This is a genomic window from Streptomyces sp. P9-A2, assembly GCF_036634175.1.
Lineage (GTDB): Bacteria > Actinomycetota > Actinomycetes > Streptomycetales > Streptomycetaceae > Streptomyces > Streptomyces pratens.
Genome location: NZ_JAZIFX010000001.1, coordinates 6,371,433 through 6,388,317, shown reverse-complemented (window position 1 = coordinate 6,388,317; position 16,885 = coordinate 6,371,433). Strand labels below are relative to the sequence as shown.

15 protein-coding genes and 1 pseudogene are annotated in these 16,885 nt (G+C 71.2%); 9 read left to right on the top strand and 7 right to left on the bottom strand.

Going from position 1 to position 16,885, the window contains the following annotated elements:
- Nucleotides 1–12 precede the first annotated feature (12 nt).
- From V4Y04_RS29015 to V4Y04_RS29005, 3 genes are read right to left on the bottom strand one after another with little or no spacing between them, the layout of a single operon-like run.
- Nucleotides 13–876 (bottom strand): ABC transporter ATP-binding protein, encoded by an 864-nt coding sequence (locus tag V4Y04_RS29015; RefSeq protein WP_332431318.1) that lies wholly within the window; start codon nucleotides 874–876, stop codon nucleotides 13–15.
- The gene (locus V4Y04_RS29010; RefSeq protein WP_332431317.1) at nucleotides 873–1,982 is read right to left on the bottom strand and encodes a FecCD family ABC transporter permease; all 1,110 of its coding nucleotides are present in this window, start codon (nucleotides 1,980–1,982) and stop codon (nucleotides 873–875) included. Before V4Y04_RS29010 ends, V4Y04_RS29015 begins: the two co-directional genes overlap by 4 nt.
- Nucleotides 1,979–2,977: a FecCD family ABC transporter permease gene (locus V4Y04_RS29005; RefSeq protein WP_332431316.1), complete on the bottom strand. Its 999-nt coding sequence runs from the start codon at nucleotides 2,975–2,977 to the stop codon at nucleotides 1,979–1,981. Before V4Y04_RS29005 ends, V4Y04_RS29010 begins: the two co-directional genes overlap by 4 nt.
- Before the next feature lie 84 nt (nucleotides 2,978–3,061).
- Here V4Y04_RS29005 and V4Y04_RS29000 point away from each other — a divergent pair, with 84 nt between their 5' ends.
- The 4 genes from V4Y04_RS29000 (at nucleotide 3,062) to V4Y04_RS28985 (ending at nucleotide 7,457) form a co-directional block, all read left to right on the top strand.
- Nucleotides 3,062–4,021, top strand: coding sequence for an iron-siderophore ABC transporter substrate-binding protein (locus tag V4Y04_RS29000; RefSeq protein WP_332431315.1), 960 nt, complete (start codon nucleotides 3,062–3,064; stop codon nucleotides 4,019–4,021).
- Between the two features lie 285 nt (nucleotides 4,022–4,306).
- Nucleotides 4,307–5,041, top strand: coding sequence for an SIR2 family NAD-dependent protein deacylase (locus V4Y04_RS28995; protein ID WP_332431314.1), 735 nt, complete (start codon nucleotides 4,307–4,309; stop codon nucleotides 5,039–5,041).
- Nucleotides 5,042–5,424: 383 nt separating this feature from the next.
- The gene (locus V4Y04_RS28990; protein WP_332431313.1) at nucleotides 5,425–6,540 is read left to right on the top strand and encodes an SDR family oxidoreductase; all 1,116 of its coding nucleotides are present in this window, start codon (nucleotides 5,425–5,427) and stop codon (nucleotides 6,538–6,540) included.
- 62 nt (nucleotides 6,541–6,602) lie between these two features.
- Entirely contained in the window at nucleotides 6,603–7,457 is an 855-nt protein-coding gene (locus V4Y04_RS28985) for an alpha/beta fold hydrolase (protein WP_332431312.1), read from the top strand.
- A gap of 162 nt (nucleotides 7,458–7,619) precedes the next feature.
- Here the strand turns inward: V4Y04_RS28985 and V4Y04_RS28980 are convergent, their stop codons facing one another.
- Both V4Y04_RS28980 and V4Y04_RS28975 read right to left on the bottom strand, forming a co-directional pair.
- On the bottom strand, nucleotides 7,620–7,829 hold the full coding sequence (locus V4Y04_RS28980) for a DUF397 domain-containing protein (RefSeq protein WP_332431311.1): 210 nt from the start codon (nucleotides 7,827–7,829) through the stop codon (nucleotides 7,620–7,622).
- Nucleotides 7,817–8,653: pseudogene (locus V4Y04_RS28975) on the bottom strand (helix-turn-helix domain-containing protein). Before V4Y04_RS28975 ends, V4Y04_RS28980 begins: the two are co-directional and overlap by 13 nt.
- A gap of 248 nt (nucleotides 8,654–8,901) precedes the next feature.
- Here V4Y04_RS28975 and V4Y04_RS28970 point away from each other — a divergent pair.
- The 3 genes from V4Y04_RS28970 (at nucleotide 8,902) to V4Y04_RS28960 (ending at nucleotide 11,195) form a co-directional block, all read left to right on the top strand.
- Nucleotides 8,902–9,162: a hypothetical protein gene (locus tag V4Y04_RS28970; RefSeq protein ID WP_332431310.1), complete on the top strand. Its 261-nt coding sequence runs from the start codon at nucleotides 8,902–8,904 to the stop codon at nucleotides 9,160–9,162.
- Nucleotides 9,159–9,401 (top strand): hypothetical protein, encoded by a 243-nt coding sequence (locus V4Y04_RS28965; protein ID WP_332433161.1) that lies wholly within the window; start codon nucleotides 9,159–9,161, stop codon nucleotides 9,399–9,401. The genes V4Y04_RS28970 and V4Y04_RS28965 overlap by 4 nt, the downstream gene beginning before the upstream one ends.
- Nucleotides 9,402–9,515: 114 nt before the next feature.
- Nucleotides 9,516–11,195: a multicopper oxidase family protein gene (locus tag V4Y04_RS28960; RefSeq protein WP_332431309.1), complete on the top strand. Its 1,680-nt coding sequence runs from the start codon at nucleotides 9,516–9,518 to the stop codon at nucleotides 11,193–11,195.
- 63 nt (nucleotides 11,196–11,258) lie between these two features.
- Here V4Y04_RS28960 and V4Y04_RS28955 read toward each other — a convergent pair whose 3' ends face one another.
- The gene (locus V4Y04_RS28955; protein ID WP_332433031.1) at nucleotides 11,259–12,275 is read right to left on the bottom strand and encodes a LacI family DNA-binding transcriptional regulator; all 1,017 of its coding nucleotides are present in this window, start codon (nucleotides 12,273–12,275) and stop codon (nucleotides 11,259–11,261) included.
- Nucleotides 12,276–12,370: 95 nt separating this feature from the next.
- Complete coding sequence (locus V4Y04_RS28950; RefSeq protein ID WP_332431308.1) at nucleotides 12,371–14,953, bottom strand: glycoside hydrolase family 2 protein; 2,583 nt, start codon at nucleotides 14,951–14,953, stop codon at nucleotides 12,371–12,373.
- A gap of 519 nt (nucleotides 14,954–15,472) precedes the next feature.
- Here V4Y04_RS28950 and V4Y04_RS28945 point away from each other — a divergent pair.
- Both V4Y04_RS28945 and V4Y04_RS28940 read left to right on the top strand, forming a co-directional pair.
- Nucleotides 15,473–15,727 carry a hypothetical protein gene (locus V4Y04_RS28945; protein WP_332431307.1) on the top strand — a complete coding sequence of 85 codons (255 nt, stop codon included), beginning with the start codon at nucleotides 15,473–15,475 and terminating at the stop codon, nucleotides 15,725–15,727.
- 211 nt (nucleotides 15,728–15,938) lie between these two features.
- Complete coding sequence (locus tag V4Y04_RS28940; protein WP_332431305.1) at nucleotides 15,939–16,826, top strand: MIP/aquaporin family protein; 888 nt, start codon at nucleotides 15,939–15,941, stop codon at nucleotides 16,824–16,826.
- Nucleotides 16,827–16,885 lie beyond the last annotated feature (59 nt).

The following is a 16,885-nucleotide window of genomic DNA, read 5'->3' as shown; positions in this document are numbered from 1 at the left end:
TCCGGGGTGTGTTCAGGCGGCTGCCCCGGAGGGCGTGACGCGTAGGGGGCAGATCACCGGGGTGCCGTGGAGCGGGTCGGTGAGGATGGCGCTCTCGACGCCGTAGAGCTCCCGGACCAGGTCGGGGGAAACGATGGTGGACGGCGGGCCCTGGGCGACGATCGCGCCGTCCTTGAGGGCGATCATGTGGTCGGCGTAGCGGCAGGCGGTGGTCAGGTCGTGGAGGACCAGGACCGGGGTGCGGCCCTGGTCGGCCAGTGAGCGGACCAGTTCGAGCACTTCGAGGGCGTGGCCCATGTCGAGGGCCGAGGTGGGTTCGTCGAGGAGGAGGATCGGGGTCTCCTGGGCGACGGCCATGGCGATCCAGGCGCGCTGGCGCTGCCCGCCGGAGAGGGTCTCGAGCGGGCGGTCGGCGAGGTCGTGCAGGTCGGCGGCGGTGAGCGCCTCCTCGACGGCGCGGGCGTCGTCGGCGGACCACTGGCGCAGCAGGCCCTGGTGGGGCTGGCGGCCGTAGCGGACGAGGTCGCGGACGGTGAGGCCGTCGGGGGCGATCGCGGACTGAGGGAGCATGCCGATGCTGCGGGCGATCTCCCGGGTGGGGATCCTGGTGAGTTCGCGGCCGTCGAGGAGGACGGCGCCGCCGCGCGCGGGCAGGGTCCGGGCGAGCCCGCCGAGGAGGGTCGACTTGCCGCAGCCGTTGGGGCCGACGATGACGGTGACCCGGCGTTCGGGCAGCGCGAGGTCGAGGCCGTCGACGACGACCCTGGAGCCGTGGGCCAGGCGCAGGTCCCGCGTGCGCAGACGGCTGTCGGTCTCGGCCGGGTTCACAGGGGCCTCCTGGTACGGATTCGCGGACAGCTCCCGGTCCCAGCTCACAGGGACCTCCTGGTACGGGTGGTGAGCAGCAGCCAGAGCAGGTACGGGCCGCCGACGACGGCGGTGACGAGGCCGACGGGGATCTCCAGCGGGGCCAGCACGGTGCGGCCCAGCAGGTCGGCGAGGAGGGTGAAGAGCGCCCCGGCGAGGGCGGAGAGCAGGACGGGGACGGAACGGGGCCCGGCGATGCGGCGGGCGGCCTCGGGAGCGGCGAGGGCGATCATGCCGAGCGGTCCGGCGACGGCGACGGCGAGGCCGCCGAGGACGACGGCGAGGGCGATGACGGCCAGGCGCAGGCCCTTGATCCGGACGCCGAGACCGGAGGCGACGGAGTCGGACAGGCGCAGCAGGAGCAGTCTGCGGCCGAGGACCATGGCGAGCGGCAGGACGACGAGCAGGGCGAGGGCGAGCAGGGCCACGGCGTCCTGGTCGCGGCTGTTGAGGGTGCCGACGGTCCAGCCGTAGGCGGCGTTGGCCGCGTCGGCGGCCGAGCGGGCGAGGACGAGGCTGGTGACGGCGCCGAAGACGGCGCCGACGCCGAGGCCCACGACGAGGAAGCGGTAGCCTCCGCGTCCGGCTCCGCCGCTGAGGGCGAGGGTGAGGGCGGCGGCGGTGGCGGCGCCGGTCAGGGCGGCGCCGCTGGGCAGGAGGCTGGTGGTGAGTCCGGTGACGGAGGCGACGGCGAAGGCGGCGGCGCCGTCGTTGAGGCCGACGGTGTCGGGGGTGGCCAGCCGGTTCTGGGCGAGGGTCTGCATCAGGCAGCCGGCCGCGCCGAGGGCGGCGCCGACGGCGAGGCCGGCCTGGAGGCGGGGCAGCCGCAGGCGTTCGACGACCAGCAGGTCGCGGGGGGTGCCGTCGCCGAACAGGGCGCGCAGCGCGTCCAGCGGGTGGACGAGGATCTCGCCGACGGCGAGGTGCACCGCGCTCGCGGCGATCAGCACGACCAGGGCGGCGGCGGTGCCCAGCAGCGGCTTGCGCGGTATCAGGACGGCGTAGGGGCCGGCGGCCAGGCGCCAGGTCCCGGGGACGGTGAGCGGTGGGCGGCGGACGGGTGCCGGGGGCTTGGTCTCGGTCGCCGGTCCGGGCGGGGCGAGGTGCGTTGTCACAGCGAGGGCAACCTGTGGGATCGGACGACGGCGACCAGGACGGGCGCGCCGAGCAGCGCGGTCATGACGCCGAGGGGCATCTCGTAGGGGCGGGCCACGAGCCGGGAGACGACATCGGCGGTGAGCACGGTGGCGGGGCCGAGGAGGACGGAGACGGCCAGCAACCGGCGCAGGTCAGGGCCGACCAGGGCGCGTGCGGCGAACGGGACGACGAGTCCGACGAAGGCGACGGGGCCGGCCAGGGCGGTGGCACCGCCGACCAGCAGGGCCACGGCGGCGACCGCGACGGCCCTGACCCGGCCGGGTCTGTGGCCGAGACCGGTGGCCACGTCGTCGCCGAGACTCAGGGCGGTCAGGGCGGGGGCGACGAGGACGGCGAGGAGAAGCCCGAGACCGACGACGGGGACGACGGCCCACAGGTCCGCCAGTTCCCGTCCGGCGACCGATCCGATGGTCCAGAAGCGGATCTCGTCGGCGGCGCGGGCGTCGACGAGCAGCATCACCGAGGAGCCGGCGGCCATCAGTCCACTGAAGGCGGCTCCGGCGAGCACGAGGCGGACGGGGTCGTCCCCTGCGCCGCGCAGGCGGGCCGCGCCCAGTGCCAGCAGACATCCGGCGCCGGCCCCGAGGACGGCCACGTAGGGGCCGAGGGTGGCGGCCGAGGCGCCGAGCACCAGGGCGACGACGACCGCGAAGGAGGCCCCCGCGCTCACCCCGAGCAGGCCCGGTTCGGCCAGTGGGTTGCGGGCGGCGGCCTGGAGCAGGGCTCCCGCGATCCCCAGGGCCAGACCGACGGCGACGGCGACCAGGGTGCGGGGCAGCCGCAGTTCGAGCACGGTGAACCGGGCATCGCCGTCGGCGCCGCCCAGCAGGGCGGACAGGGCACGCCCCGGTCCGACGTCGCCCGCGCCCAGGAGCAGGCTCGCGATCACCGCGGCCAGCAGGACACCGGCGCCGGGGAGCAGGCCGCGCACGACAAGTGAACGCAGTGTCACCCTCACCCCTCCTTCCACATTCAACAAAGGTGAGGTTAACCTAACTTTGCTTTCGCCACGCATCCACCTCTCCTGGAGACACCCATGCCCAGAAGCCGATCTTCGCTGCGCTCTGCCGCTCTCGCTCTGGCCGCTGCCCCGCTGGTCATGACCCTCGCCGCCTGCGGAGGGTCGGATTCCGCCAACTCCGGTGACAGTGAAGGGAAGACGGCGGCCGGCGGGACCGAGCGGGTCGTACAGACGGCTTTCGGCGAGGTGGAGATCGACGGCACACCGAAGAGAATCGTCACCCTCAGTGACGCCTCCTTGGACACCGCCCTGTCGCTCGGCATCACTCCGGTGGGCACCAGCGCCGCCCGGGGCGCCGAGGGCGCTCCCGCCTATCTGAGCGACCGGGCCGCCGACATCCCACTGGTCGCCACGGTGCGGGAACCCAACACCGAGGCGATCCTCAAGGCCGAGCCGGACCTCATCCTCACCGGCGCCAACCTGGAGAAGTCGCAGTACGAGACGCTCTCCGCCATCGCGCCGACCATCGTCCCGGCCGCCGGTGACTGGCGCTCCGGCCTCGACACCTACGGCGAGGCGCTGGGCAAGACCGACGAACTCGACCAGAAGATCGACGCCCTGGTCGAGCGCGCGGGGAACGCGGGCGACGGCGCCGAGGGCACGGGCATCGTCATGCGGTGGATGCCGGGCGGCCCGATCGTGATGAACTCCGCCAACATGCCCACCGCGATGCTGGAGGAGGCCGGCCTGTCGCCGCTGCCGATCGCCAAGGACCTCGGCAAGCAGCCGCACTCGGACCCGCTGTCCCTGGAGAACCTCACCAAGGCCGACGCCGACCACGTCTTCATCGCCACGCTGAACGCCGAGGGGGACAAGGCACTGGAGGCCGCCCGCTCCGAGAAGGCCTTCACCCGGATGAAGGCCGTCGAGGCAGGCCGGGACCACGGGGTCGACGGCCAGGTCTGGAGCAGCAGCAACGGCCCGATCGCCATGGAGAAGGTCATCACCGACATCGAGAAGGCCCTCACCAAGTGACCTGAGCCGGCACGGTCAGGCCGACGGCCCCGCGATCCGAGAAGAGCGCGGGGCCGTCGCCCTGCCCGGTCAGCCGCCCAACTGCCCACTTCCGAGAGCGGACACGAAGGACACCCGGCCGACAGCCGGGACCACACGCACCGGACCGCGCGGGAGCCGGCCGTCCCGCCCCGGGACAGCGGCGGCGAAGTCGTCGGAGACCTCGACGCACTCTCCTCCGCCCTCCCCCAAGGGCCTCGTGAAACGCGCTCGCTCCGAACCAGCCAGGAGCTCTACGCTCGGCCCATGACCAAGCCCCTTGTCGCCCTCCTGAGCGGCGCAGGCGTCTCCACCGATTCCGGCATCCCTGACTACCGTGGCCCGGGCGGGCTGTGGCGGAAGGATCCGGAGGCGGAAAAGCTCGTCACGTACGAGTACTACATGGGTGATCCGGAGATCCGGCGGCGGTCCTGGCAGATGCGGCGCAAGAACCGCACCCTCCAGGCGGAGCCCAACGCGGCGCACCGGGCCATCGCCGAGCTGGAGCGGTCGGGTGTGCCGGTCAGAGTGATCACGCAGAATGTGGACGGTCTGCACCAGCTCGCCGGCCTGCCGGCCCGGAAGGTCCTCGAACTCCACGGCAGTGCTCGCAGCACCGTGTGCACGAAGTGCCATGCCCGCGGGCCGATGGGGGACGCCCTGGCCCGGGTCGAGGCCGGCGAGGACGACCCGTCGTGCCTGGAGTGCGGCGGCATCCTGAAATCGGCGACGGTCATGTTCGGTGAGCGCCTCGACCCCGTGGTCCTGCACGATGCGCTCGCCATCACCAAGGCCTGCCAGGTCTTCGTCGCCGTCGGCACCAGCCTCCAGGTCCAGCCCGCCGCCGGTCTGGCCGGCGTCGCCACGGACCACGGCGCCCGGCTGATCATCATGAACGCCGAGCCCACTCCGTACGACGACCGGGCCGACGAGGTCATCCGGGAACCGATCGGCACCGCACTCCCCGAGCTGCTGCGCACGCTGAGCGACAGCCCGCCGTGAGTCGAGGGTCCGGCGGCAGGCCCCGGCCTTCCGCCCGGCGTCCGACCGGCGCTCACGACGTCGGCGCCCGACGCGCACGCCTGCACCTCCGGCGGAGCGCCGGGGTTTCAGGCCCGTGCGATGCCCGGTGGGCCGAGGGCCTCGACGACGCGGGCCGCCGCCTCGCCGAGGGCTCGCTTCTGCTCGGGCGTGAGGCTGTCGAACACGTAGTGGAGCACGGCGTCGACGTGCTCGGGCGCGGCGGCGACGACCTTGCGCCACCCCTCGTCGCCGCGTCGTAGCCTTTCACCTGAGCGTCGCCGCCGGCCGCACCGCGATGAACCCGGCCGCACCGCAACAGGCCCGGCCGCACCCGCCGCGTCCCACGAACGGAGATCCCGTCCATGACCACGACCCCCACCCCCACCACGCCAGGACTCGGACTGACCGACCTGCCCGTGAACGGCGGCACCGTCCTGGTCGCCGGGGACGGCGGCCTCATCGGCAGCCACTCCGCCCGCGAGTACAGCCGGCTGGGGTGGACCGTCCACGGCGTGAGCCGCCGCGCCCTCGACGACGCGCCCTGGCAGCACCACAGCGTCGACCTGCTCGACGCCGAGAGCGCGACGACCGGCCTCGCCGGCCTCCGCGACGTCACGCACCTCGTCTTCGCCGCCTACATCGAGAAGCCGACCGACGCCGAGCTGATCGAGGTCAACGACGCGCTCCTGCGCAACACCCTCGACGCACTGCGGGCCGCCGGTGCGCCGCTCCGCCACGTCACGCTCTACCAGGGCGGCAAGGCGTACGGCCATCACCTCGGGTACTTCACGACGCCGGCGAAGGAGAGTGATCCGCGGCTCGTCGCCCCGCACTTCTACTCCACGCAGGAGGACCTCCTGCGGCAGGCCGCCGCCGACCGGGGTTTCGCGTTCACCGCGCTGCGCCCCGAGGGGGTGACCGGCTATGCGACCGGAAATCCGATGAACCTCCTGCTCGTCATCGGGATCTACGCCGCGATCTGCAAGGAACTCGGTCTGCCGATGCGGTTCCCCGGCACCCGCGCCGCTTACGACGTGCTGTACCAGACCACCGACGCGGAGCTGCTCGCCCGGGCGACCGTGTGGGCGGGCTCCGCCGGGAGCGCCGCCGATCAGGTCTTCAACGTGACCAACGGCGACCAGTTCCGCTGGTCCGGCCTCTGGCCGCGGTTCGCCGAGCACTTCGGCATGGACTACGCCCCGCCGCAGCAGATGTCGCTCGCGCAGGCGATGCCGACCCGCGCGGACGTGTGGCAACGGCTCGTCGACCGTCATGGCCTGGTCCCGACGCCGTACGGGAAGCTCGTCGCCTGGCCGGTCGGGGACTTCCTGTTCCACCACGAGGCGGACAACATCACGTCGACCGTGAAGATCCGTCAGGCGGGTTTCGCGGACGCGCTCGACACCGAGACGCGGCTCCTGCACCTGTTCGACCGCCTGGTGGAACAGAAGGTGCTCCCCCCGTTCCGCGACCGCTGAATACCACTGCGGAACAACCGACTTGGGCTTGCCCCGGAGATCGTTCCGTTGGAGGCTGAGGCATGCGGAATCTACCGACGTTCATTTTTGTCCATGGGGCCTTCGCGAACTCGTTCTCGTTCGCGCCGCTGCAGGCCGAGCTTGCCCTGCTCGGCCACCGCTCGGTCGCGGTCGACCTTCCGGGGCACGGGTTCGAGGCGACGTTCCCCGCGGCCTACCAGGCTCCTCAGGACCTCCACGCGCTCGCCGCGGAACCGGGGAACATCAAGGGGGTCACACTCGCCGACAACGCCGCCCGCGTGATCGACGTCCTCGAACGGGCGAAGCGCAACGGGCCGACCGTCCTCGTCGGCCACAGCAGGGGCGGCGCCACGGTCACCGCGGCCGGCAACGCACGGCCCGAGCTGATCGACAGGATCGCTTACGTCTCCGCCTGGTGCCCGGTCGACCTGGACGTCGGTGCCTACTACGCCGAGCCGGAGATGGCGGACGTCGATCCGGGCGCCTTCGCTCCGGCGATCGCCGGGAACCCGGTCGAGCTCGGTCTGCTCCGGACCAACTTCCGGACCGCCGACCCGACGGCACTCACCGCGTTCAGGCAGGCTTTCGCCGCCGACCTCACCGATGACGAGTTCCGGACGTTCCTGAACACCTTCCAGCCCGATGAGAATCTCGACGTCGGTACGTCCACCGACCGGGCACAGGCCGCGACCTGGGGCCGGATTCCCAGGACCTATGTGCGTCTGGCCGATGATGCCAGCATTCCGCTCGCCATGCAGGACCGTATGATCCGCGAAGCCGACGCGCTCACACCCGACAACCCGTTCGAGGTCCGGACGCTCGAAGGGAGCCACCTGCGCTGGCTCGTCCACCCGAAGCCCGCCGCCGAACTGCTTGCAAACCTCGCGACACGCTGACACCCCGCCGTCCTTCGCGTCACCTCAGTATGCGATGGGGCCCGTCACGCACACACGTATCGGCGACGGCCGCCCCGGCCCGGCCCGTGCTGCCGAATCCGGTGTGCGTGACACGCACCGCGCGGACACCCCGCCCTCTGCCGGGCCGAACGGCCCCGCCCCTCAGGCTCTCGACTGCCTGCCCCTGACAGCGGAGACAAAGGACGCCCAGCCAACCGCCGGGAACACGAGCACCGGACCGTGCGGCACCTTGCTGTCCCGCACGGGGACGACGGACGCGAAGTCGTCGGAGACCTCGACGCACGCTCCGCCGTCCTGGTTGCTGTAACTGCTCTTGCGCCAGGACACGGCAGTCAGGTCTATCGGTCGCACGTGACTTCCTCCAACCTTCGCAGGATGAACTTCCGCGACTCCGCTGGGGTAAGCGCCAGGTCGCGCACCGCATCGTACGTCTTCTACAGACGCACAACTGGGCTTGGTTCCTCGATGAGTTCGCCCTGATATCCGTTCTCGGTATACGCGACGGTCCGGCCCTCGGGAAGAAGGAGATACCACACGTCGGCACTCAGAAGACCGTGAACGCCTGCACTCTGCAGAAGCACATGGACCGTCACGTTCGGCCGCTCCGCCACATCTGCCAGGTACTCCAACTGCCCGCGCCACTCCCCCACATCGCGCAACGGCGTCCGCAGCACCGCCTCCGACAGGATGGTTCGGAACGGAGGGGCCTTCTCGCCGTCCAGCAGCTCACGCCGGCTCATCCGGGCGTCGACCTGCTGGTCGAGTTCCTTGCCTTTGAGCCCGCCCGCAGTCAGCACCTCCCGCGCGTACCCCGGCGTCTGCAACAGTCCCGGCAGCACGCTCACCGCGAAGTGCCACAGGCTCACCGCCTCCGCCTCCAGGGCCATGTACCGGCGGTACCGCTCGCGGAACTGCGTATGGTCCCCGGCGGCCAGTTCCCACAGTGCCAGCAGCGGGCCCGGGGTGCCGTAGTGGGTGTCGAGGTCCTGGACGACCTCCGGGCTGCCGAGTGTCTCGCCCTTCTCCATCTTGCCGAACAACGACCAGTCCCAGCCCAGCCGTTCGCCGAGTGCCCGCAGGCTCATCCCGCTTGTCGCCCGTAGCGTCCGCAGTTCCTCGGCGAACCGCTGGCGGGGCTCCTGGCTGCGGCCGGTGATGGCGCGTCGCTGCGACATACCGCTCCTTTCCGGGATGTACTGCTGAACGATGCGACGGTGTGGGCCGTGTGGACTCTACGGAAGCACCTCCGCGCGCCGGGGGCCCACTACCCCGTCCACGGCGTGGGCGCCCGCACCCCGGGCATCCTTGTAACGACCGGACTACGCAGCGTAATACACCCAGCGCAGTCGGGTCAGGAGATCAGCGAAACCACGTCGATCACCGCACGTCCGCACACGGCCCACCGCACCCTGACGAGGACCCCATGCCGCACATCCCCAAGATCCGCGAAGCCCTCGAGGCCCGCGACGCCCTCGCCACCACCCTCACCCTGGCCGGTGTCCAGCTTCCCGCGATGGACATCCGTACGCCGTGGGCGGACGCCCGTAGAACCGGCGAGGCCCCATACGCCCTGGTCCACCTCGGCGTGTGCTCGGCCCCGGTCGCCCTCGCGCTCGCGGACGTGATCACGAGGGGGGCCGCGGAGGGAAGGACGGTGGGCGGCGCGGAGAGGGTCGTCGAGTGACGGACGACGTCAGCCTCGATGCCGTTCGGTTACCCGGCCTCGGCGCGGCCGTCCGCGACACCGTGCGCGACCGCGTCGGACGGGTCATGGGGCATGTGGGCCCGTACGTCCAGCTCCGCCCGCTCACCGGTGGCCGCGAATGGGACGCCGACCCGCTTCACCTGCGCCCCCTCACCCCCTCCGAGCTGCTGAGCGCCCTCGTCGCCGAGGCGAACGCCCGCAGCAGACAGCCGGGGTGACAGTGCTCAGCCGCCGGGGTCCCGACGGGAGCCACGTTGGGCAGTACGGGTGAATCATAGGACGCGCCGATCTATTTACCGTATATATGACTATATGGCATGTGTTATCTAGACATGCACTCACCTACACGGCGCACCTTGATCGGTGCATCGATCACGGCCATCGGCGCGGGGGCCCTGGCCGCCTGTTCCGGACCGGGCTCGCACTCCGGAGCCGGCCCGAACTCCGGGCCCGGTTCGCCCTCTGCGTCCGGTTCGCCCTCCGGAACCGGAACCCACCCGGCGACCAGGGGCCCCGACCACCGCAGCGGTGGCTTCGTGCCCAGGGGGCCCAAGGGGTATGTGAACCCGTCCGATCCCGAGGTCGTCGCCGCCGAGAAGGAACGAGGCTCCGGCCCTCTGCGCTCGTTCACGCTGACTGCCACCGAGACGCCCCTCGACCTGGGCGGGCGGACCGTCAGGTCATGGGCGTACGGTGACGCGCTGCCCGGCAAGGAGGTCCGGGTCACCGCGGGTGACACTCTCGCCCTCAAGCTCGTCAACCACCTGCCCGTGACGACGACGCTGCACTCGCACGGTATCCGTCTGCGCTGCGACATGGACGGCGTGCCGGGCCTGACCCAGCCCTCCATCAAGCCCGGCGCGGACTTCACCTACCGCTTCGCCGTGCAGCATCCGGGTACGTACTGGCTGCATTCACACTCGGGAATGCAGCTCGACCGCGGCCTGTACGCCCCGCTGATCGTCGAGGACCCCAAGGAGCCCTTGTCCTACGACAAGGAATGGGTCGTCGTCCTGGACGACTGGCTGGACGGCGTGGACGGCTCCACTCCGGACGGTGTGCTCACGCAGTTGCACGACGGCAGGGACATCCCGATGGACATGGGTGAGGACATCGCACCTGACGGGTCCGCCGGCACGCATGGCTCGGCCCACTCCCCCGGTGAGCACGCCGGCCCCTCCCGCGTCCTGCGGAAGGGGCACAGCCACCTGCTGCGCAGCGGGGGCGGTCATGTCGACCACCCGTACTATCTGATCAACGGCCGCCTCCCGAAAGCCGCTTCGGTTTTCCGGGCCCGCCCCGGGGACCGGATCCGATTGCGGATCATCAACGCCGGGAGCGACACGGCTTTCCGGGTGGCACTCGGCGGCCACGAGATGACCGTGACGCACACGGACGGCTACCCGGTCGAGCACATGCGGGCGGACACGCTGCTGCTGGGCATGGCCGAACGCTACGACGTGCTCGTCACCGCCAAGGACGGAGTGTTCCCGCTGGTCGCGCTCGCCGAAGGCAAGAACGCGAGGGCCCTGGCCGTCCTGCGCACCGGCAGCGGAAGCTTCCCCGGATGCTCCGCGCATCCGGATGAGCTCGACGGCCGGTTCGTGCCGGCCAGACGGTTCGTGCCGGACGAATCCGTGGCCCTCTGCGAGCGCCCCCCGGACCGCGAGCTGTGCTTCAGACTGACCGGCAGCATGAGGAAGTTCGACTGGAGCTTCGACCGCCGGCCCTACTCCGTCGAGGAACGCCACCCGATCCGAGAGGGAGAACGGGTCCGCCTGACGTTCTTCAACGCCACCGACATGTGGCACCCCATCCATCTGCACGGCCACACCTTCGCCCTCACCAGCGGCCATGCGGGCGGAGCCCGCAAGGACACCGCCCTGGTACTGCCGCACCGCAAACTCGTCTTCGACTTCAACGCCGACAACCCGGGCCTGTGGATGCTCCACTGCCACAACCAGTACCACTCCGAATCCGGAATGATGACTATCCTCGGCTATCGGAAATGACGACGACGGCGACTCCCCCGACGAGATGCGCATCGGATCGGACATGATCCGCCGGGCAAGGCCCTAGAAGCGTGCGCCCTGCGCCCGGGGCGGTCCCGTCGAGCGGCGGGGCACGAGTGAGGGGGTCGCCACGGGGCGGGGCCGGACCTCCTCGCCGGCGATCACGTCGAACAGGACTTCGGTGACCTCCGCCCCGAATCCGTACACGTCGTGGCTCATCGCCGACAGGGTCGGATGCGTCAGACGGCACAGCTGGGAGTCGTCCCAGGCCAGCAGGGACAGGTCGTCGGGCACGGAGACGCCCATCTCGGCCGCCACGCCCAGCCCGGCCACGGCCATGATGTCGTTGTCGTAGACGATCGCCGTGGGACGGTCCGGCGCCAGCAGCAGCGAGCGGGTCGCCCGTGCGCCTTCCTCCCCCGAGAAGCCCGTCTCGACGTGCCGGCCGCCGTCCAGGCCGAGTTCCCCCAGGGTCCGCCCGAACGCCTCCGCCCGGATGGCACTGTGGCCGAGTCCGGCGGGCCCGCCCACCCGGGCGATGCGCCGGTGGCCGAGGGCCGCGAGATAGCGCACCGCCTCGGCCACGGCAGGGGCGTCGTCGGTCCACACCGACGGGAAGCCACCGGTGAGGTCCGGGTGCCCGACGGCCACCGCGGGCAGTCCGAGCTCCCGCAGCGGAGCGATCCGCGGGTCCCGCTGGTGGAAGTCGACCAGGACGGACCCCGCGATCTGGCGTTCCTTCCACCAGCGCTCCTGGAGGGTGATCTCCTCCTCCAGTGAGCCCACCAGGCGCAGCAGCAGGGAGCAGTTGCGTTCGGCGAGCACGCTCTCGATGCCGGAGATGAACTCCATGTAGAAGGGTTCCAGGCCCAGCAGCCGGGCTGGCCGGCAGATGGCCAGGCCGATGGTGTCGACCGACTGCCGCGACAGACTGCGCGCGGACGAGTTCGGCGCCCAGCCCAGTTCGCGGGCCGCCGCGAAGATGCGGTCCCTGGTGGCCTCGGACACCCCCGATTTGTGGTTGAACGCCAGCGACACCGCGCCTTTGGAGACTCCGGCGGCCGCGGCGACGTCCTTGATGGTGACGCGTTCGGGGGAGGCGCCCGGAGTACTGGGTGTGCCCGGAGTACTGGGTGTGCCCGGAGTACTGGGTGTGCCGGGCGTACTGGGTGTGCTCACGCCGGTTCCACGCTGGAGAAGGCGCCGCGCACGGCGTTGGCTCCGGTGTCCACGGCGTTCCTCACCCGTAGCCGGATCGTCTCGCCGGGCAGCAGGGTGCGCAGTCCGGAGTCGCAGACGGCGTCGGGGCCCAGCCGGTCGGCCCGCAGGAGAAGGTCCCGTACCAGGGTGTGCGCAGTGACCACGACCTCGACACTACCGCCACCGGTGCCGCCACCATCGCCGGTGGCGGCACCGTCTCCCGCACCGGCCGGGCCCGCCGGTCCGACGACCGGGGTCCGTACGACGACGTCGTAGCGCGGGGCGGGGTAGGCGAAGTCCTTGTCGGCGACGGGGAAGTACAGGGCGCGCAGGCCGTCCGTGCCCCCGTCCGCGTGCATGTCCGTGCCCCCGTCCGTGCCCCCGTCCGCATTCGTGTCCGCGACGAGGAACTCCCTCGCGGACGGCGCGTCCGGTATCAGGTCGCCGGGTACGGGCAGGCGGTTCACCTGACGGGCGGGGACGGTCAGGTCGTCGAGGACCTGTTCCACCAGTACCGTGCCGTCCGCGCGCATGCGGCGCAGGCGCACGGCGGTGCGCCACGGCGCGGCGGACTGGTTGACCACGGCGAGCACCGGGCCGTCGGTGTCGTCGTCCACGCCACCCGGCTGGAGTGTCAGCAGGCGGTCGGCGTAGACGCGGCGCAGCTCGTGGTAGAGCGGCTTGAGGCGGCCGTCGCCGTCCACCGCGGACCACGAACTCACCGGCCAGCAGTCGTTGAGCTGCCAGACCACGGTGCCGGCGCACACCGGCCAGTGCGACCGCCAGTGCTCGATCCCGGCGGCGACCGCGCGGGCCTGCACGACCTGGGTGAGGTAGTGCCAGCGGTCGAAGTCGTCCTCGGGCAGGATGAAGTGGCGTGCCACGCCCCGGTTCAGCTTGCCGTTGCCGTCCTCGGCCTTCTGGTGGTGGAGCATGCCGGGCGAGTCGGGGGCGAGCCGTTCCCCGGGAAGCGCGCGCCTCAGGGTCGCCAGCGCCGGCGGTGCCTGCCAGCCGAACTCCGCCACGAAGCGCGGAACGGAGTCGCGGTACTCGGCGTAGTCGCGGCGGTTCCACACCTCCCAGGAGTGGTGGGTGCCGTGCGCGGGGTCGTTGGGGTGGTGGTCCCAGGAACCGGACCAGGGGCTGCCGGCGGTGTAGGGGCGGGTGGGGTCGAGTTCGGCGACGACCCGGGGCAGCAGGTCGAGGTAGTAGCCGCCGCCCCACGAGTCGCCCCGCAGTCCGGGCTCCCAGTCCCAGTCGCGGAACCCCCACAGGTTCTCGTTGTTGCCGTTCCACAGGACGAGGCTGGGGTGCGGCATGAGCCGGACCACGTTGTCCCGCGCCTCGGCCTCCACCTCGCCGCGCAGGGGCTGCTCCTCCGGGTAGGCGGCGCAGGCGAAGAGGAAGTCCTGCCAGACCATGAGGCCCAGTTCGTCACAGAGGTCGTAGAAGGCGTCGTCCTCGTAGATGCCTCCGCCCCAGATCCGTACCAGGTCCACACCGGCGTCGGCGGCCTGGCGCAGCCGCGTGCGGTAGCGCTCGGGGGTGACGCGGGAGGGGAAGACGTCGTCGGGGATCCAGTTCACGCCGCGGGCGAAGACCGGTACGCCGTTGACGACGAAGGTGAACGCGGTGCCGTGTGCGTCCGGTGAGCGGTCGAGGGTCACGTCGCGGAACCCGATCCGGCGCGTCCAGGAGTCGAGCGGCCGGTCCTCCGCGGGGGTTTCGGCTGGTGCTGCCGCACCCCGGCCCCGGTCGACGAGGGTCACCTCCAGGTCGTACAAAGGCTGTTCGCCGTATCCGCGCGGCCACCACAGCCTCGGGTCGGGTACCTGGAGGGTCAGCACCGCGCCGGTCCCGTCCACCGCGGCACTGGCCTGTACGCCACCCACTGCCACCCGTACCTCCAGGCGGTGGTCCGCTCCCCGCTCGGTGCGCTCGACGTCGACGCGCACCTCCACCCCGCCCAGGCCGTCGCGGACCGTCACCAGGGGGCGGACCGTCGCCAGACGCGCCGTCGACCAGCGCTCCAGCCGGACCGGGCGCCAGATCCCGGCGGTGACCAGCGTCGGCCCCCAGTCCCAGCCGAAGCCGCACGCCATCCTGCGGATGTACTGGAACGGCTCGGGGTAGGCGTTGGGCCGTTCCCCGGTCAGCGCCCGTACCGCGGCGGCCTCCTCGTAGGCGGAGGTGAACGCGACGTGCAGCGGGCCGTGCCGGCCCGTGACGTCGAAGCGGTGGCGCCGGTGCATGTTCCGGGTCCGGCCGAGCTCGTACCCGTCGAGGGTGATCACGGCCGCGGTGTCGAGGCCGTCGAAGACCAGGTCGGTCCGCTCGTGGCGTTCCGCGGCCGTCTCGCCGGGGGCCAGCTCCCGGGTGTAGGTCCAGGCCCGGCGGCCCACCCAGGCCACCTCGGTCTCGTTCAGGCCGACGCAGGGGTCCGGGATCAGACCGGCCGCGAGCAGGTCGACGTGCACACAGCCGGGGACCCGAGCGGGCAGAGGGCTCCCGTCGTGGTCGAGGCTCCATCCTTCGGTGAGCTGGACGGCTTCCTTCATGTACGGCTCCTTCGGCAGGACGGTCCGGCCCTCTCGTGTACGGCTCCGCTCAAACTAACGGCAGGCGGCTGAACCGGTCTAGTACGCCCCGACGCCACACCCGGGGCGCGGGAACCGTTCCAGGAAAGGCGCAGGCGGAGGACATTCCGCGGAACACCGCCGCACCAGTGAACTGGCGACCATGGGCGGCGCGGAGACATGCATGGCTTTACCGGTTCATCGGTGAGGTCCGCCCTGGGCGCCAGGGGCGGGGTCCCCCGCGCTCTCCGTCCCGCCTCGACCCGCACCTCGTCGTTCGCCGGGCTCCGGGCGGTGGGGGTCTCTCCTCCCGTGCCTCCTCCCGTACCGCGTTCGGATGCTCAGCGCGTGCGGTGCGAACCGCCCGGCCGTTGGGTGAGGGGAAACAGCCCGGCCCCCGGCAACGAGCGGCCGGTACGTCGACGCGAAGGGACACCTGATGTCAGGGCCGATATCGAGATGTCGAGGCAGGCCGGCGTGGTGCGTCGCGGTGATGCTGCCGTGCGTACTGATCTCCCCCGCTGCCGCCGCCGTACCGCAGACCGTGCGGGGAGGGCCGGGCGGGGAGGGCCGGGCGGGGCGGCGGCCCTGGACTGGCAGCCGTGCGAGGATCCGGCCCAGCAGGGCTTCGACTGCGCGACGTTGGAAGTCCCGCTCGACCACGACCGTCCGGCGGGTGAGACCATCGACCTCGCCCTGATCCGGCACAAGGCCACCGGCCCGTCCGAGCGGATCGGGTCAACGATCATCGGCTGAGTCCGTGCCCCATGGGGGCGGCGCCACCCGACCGGGTGTCTCCCCCGGCTCCGCTCGCCGCCCCGGCCGGATCGCCTCGGTCCGAGAACGGAAAGGCGCCGTTACTCCATGCGAGGGAAATTCGGCGCCGCGCAGGCGGGATCCCTCCGGTCGACATAGATTCCCGGTAATGGGGAGGGCAAGCCTGCGCCATTCCAGCCGAGGAGAACCGATGGCTGAACGCATAGTCCATCGACGTGGTTACCGAAAAGGCCTCGCCGGTGAGATGCTCGCAGAGTTCCTGGGGACGTTCGTCCTGCTTCTACTGGGCATCGGTTCGGTGGCCGTCGCCGTCGTCGGCCTGCCCGGATCAGGGCGGCAAACAGTGGACTTCGGTCCCGCCAACTGGCTCATCATTTCGTGGGGCTGGGGTCTCGCCGTGGTATTCGGCGTGTATGTGGCCGGCGGTATCAGCGGCGCCCACCTCAATCCCGCGGTGACGCTGAGCTTCGCCGCATGGAGGGACTTCCCCTGGCGGAAGGTCCTGCCCTACTGGCTGGCGCAGGTCGCGGGCGCCTTCGTCGCCGCCGCGCTCATCTACGCGTGCTACCGGTGGGCGATCGACGCGGCCAATGTCAAAGCGGGGATTCCGCGGGACGAATCACTGGCGACCTACTCGATCTTCGCCACATTCCCCGCCGAATACTTCGGAGATTCCTGGTGGGGCCCCTTGCTCGACCAAATCGTGGGCACCGGGATTCTACTGCTACTGATCTGCGCACTCATCGACACCCGCAATACCGCTCCGATGTCGAATCTCCACCCGTTCCTCATCGGTCTGGTGGTCGTCGCGATCGGTCTGACCTTCGGCACCAACGCCGGATACGCGATCAATCCCGCACGCGACTTCGGCCCACGACTTTTCACCTTCTTCGAAGGCTGGGGCTCCATTGCCCTACCCGGGTCATTCGAATGGTTCAGCGGCTACTGGTGGATCCCCATTGTCGGCCCCCTCATCGGCGGACTCCTGGGGACCGCGGTGTACGACCTGCTCATCAGTCCGGTGATCAAGGCCCGGATGGGGGCGTCCGAGGAAGGCCCGGCCACCGAGGAGACCTAGTAACAGCAGCGGGCGGGCGCCGTCCGTCGTACCGCACGACCACGAGAAGAGGTGGCCAC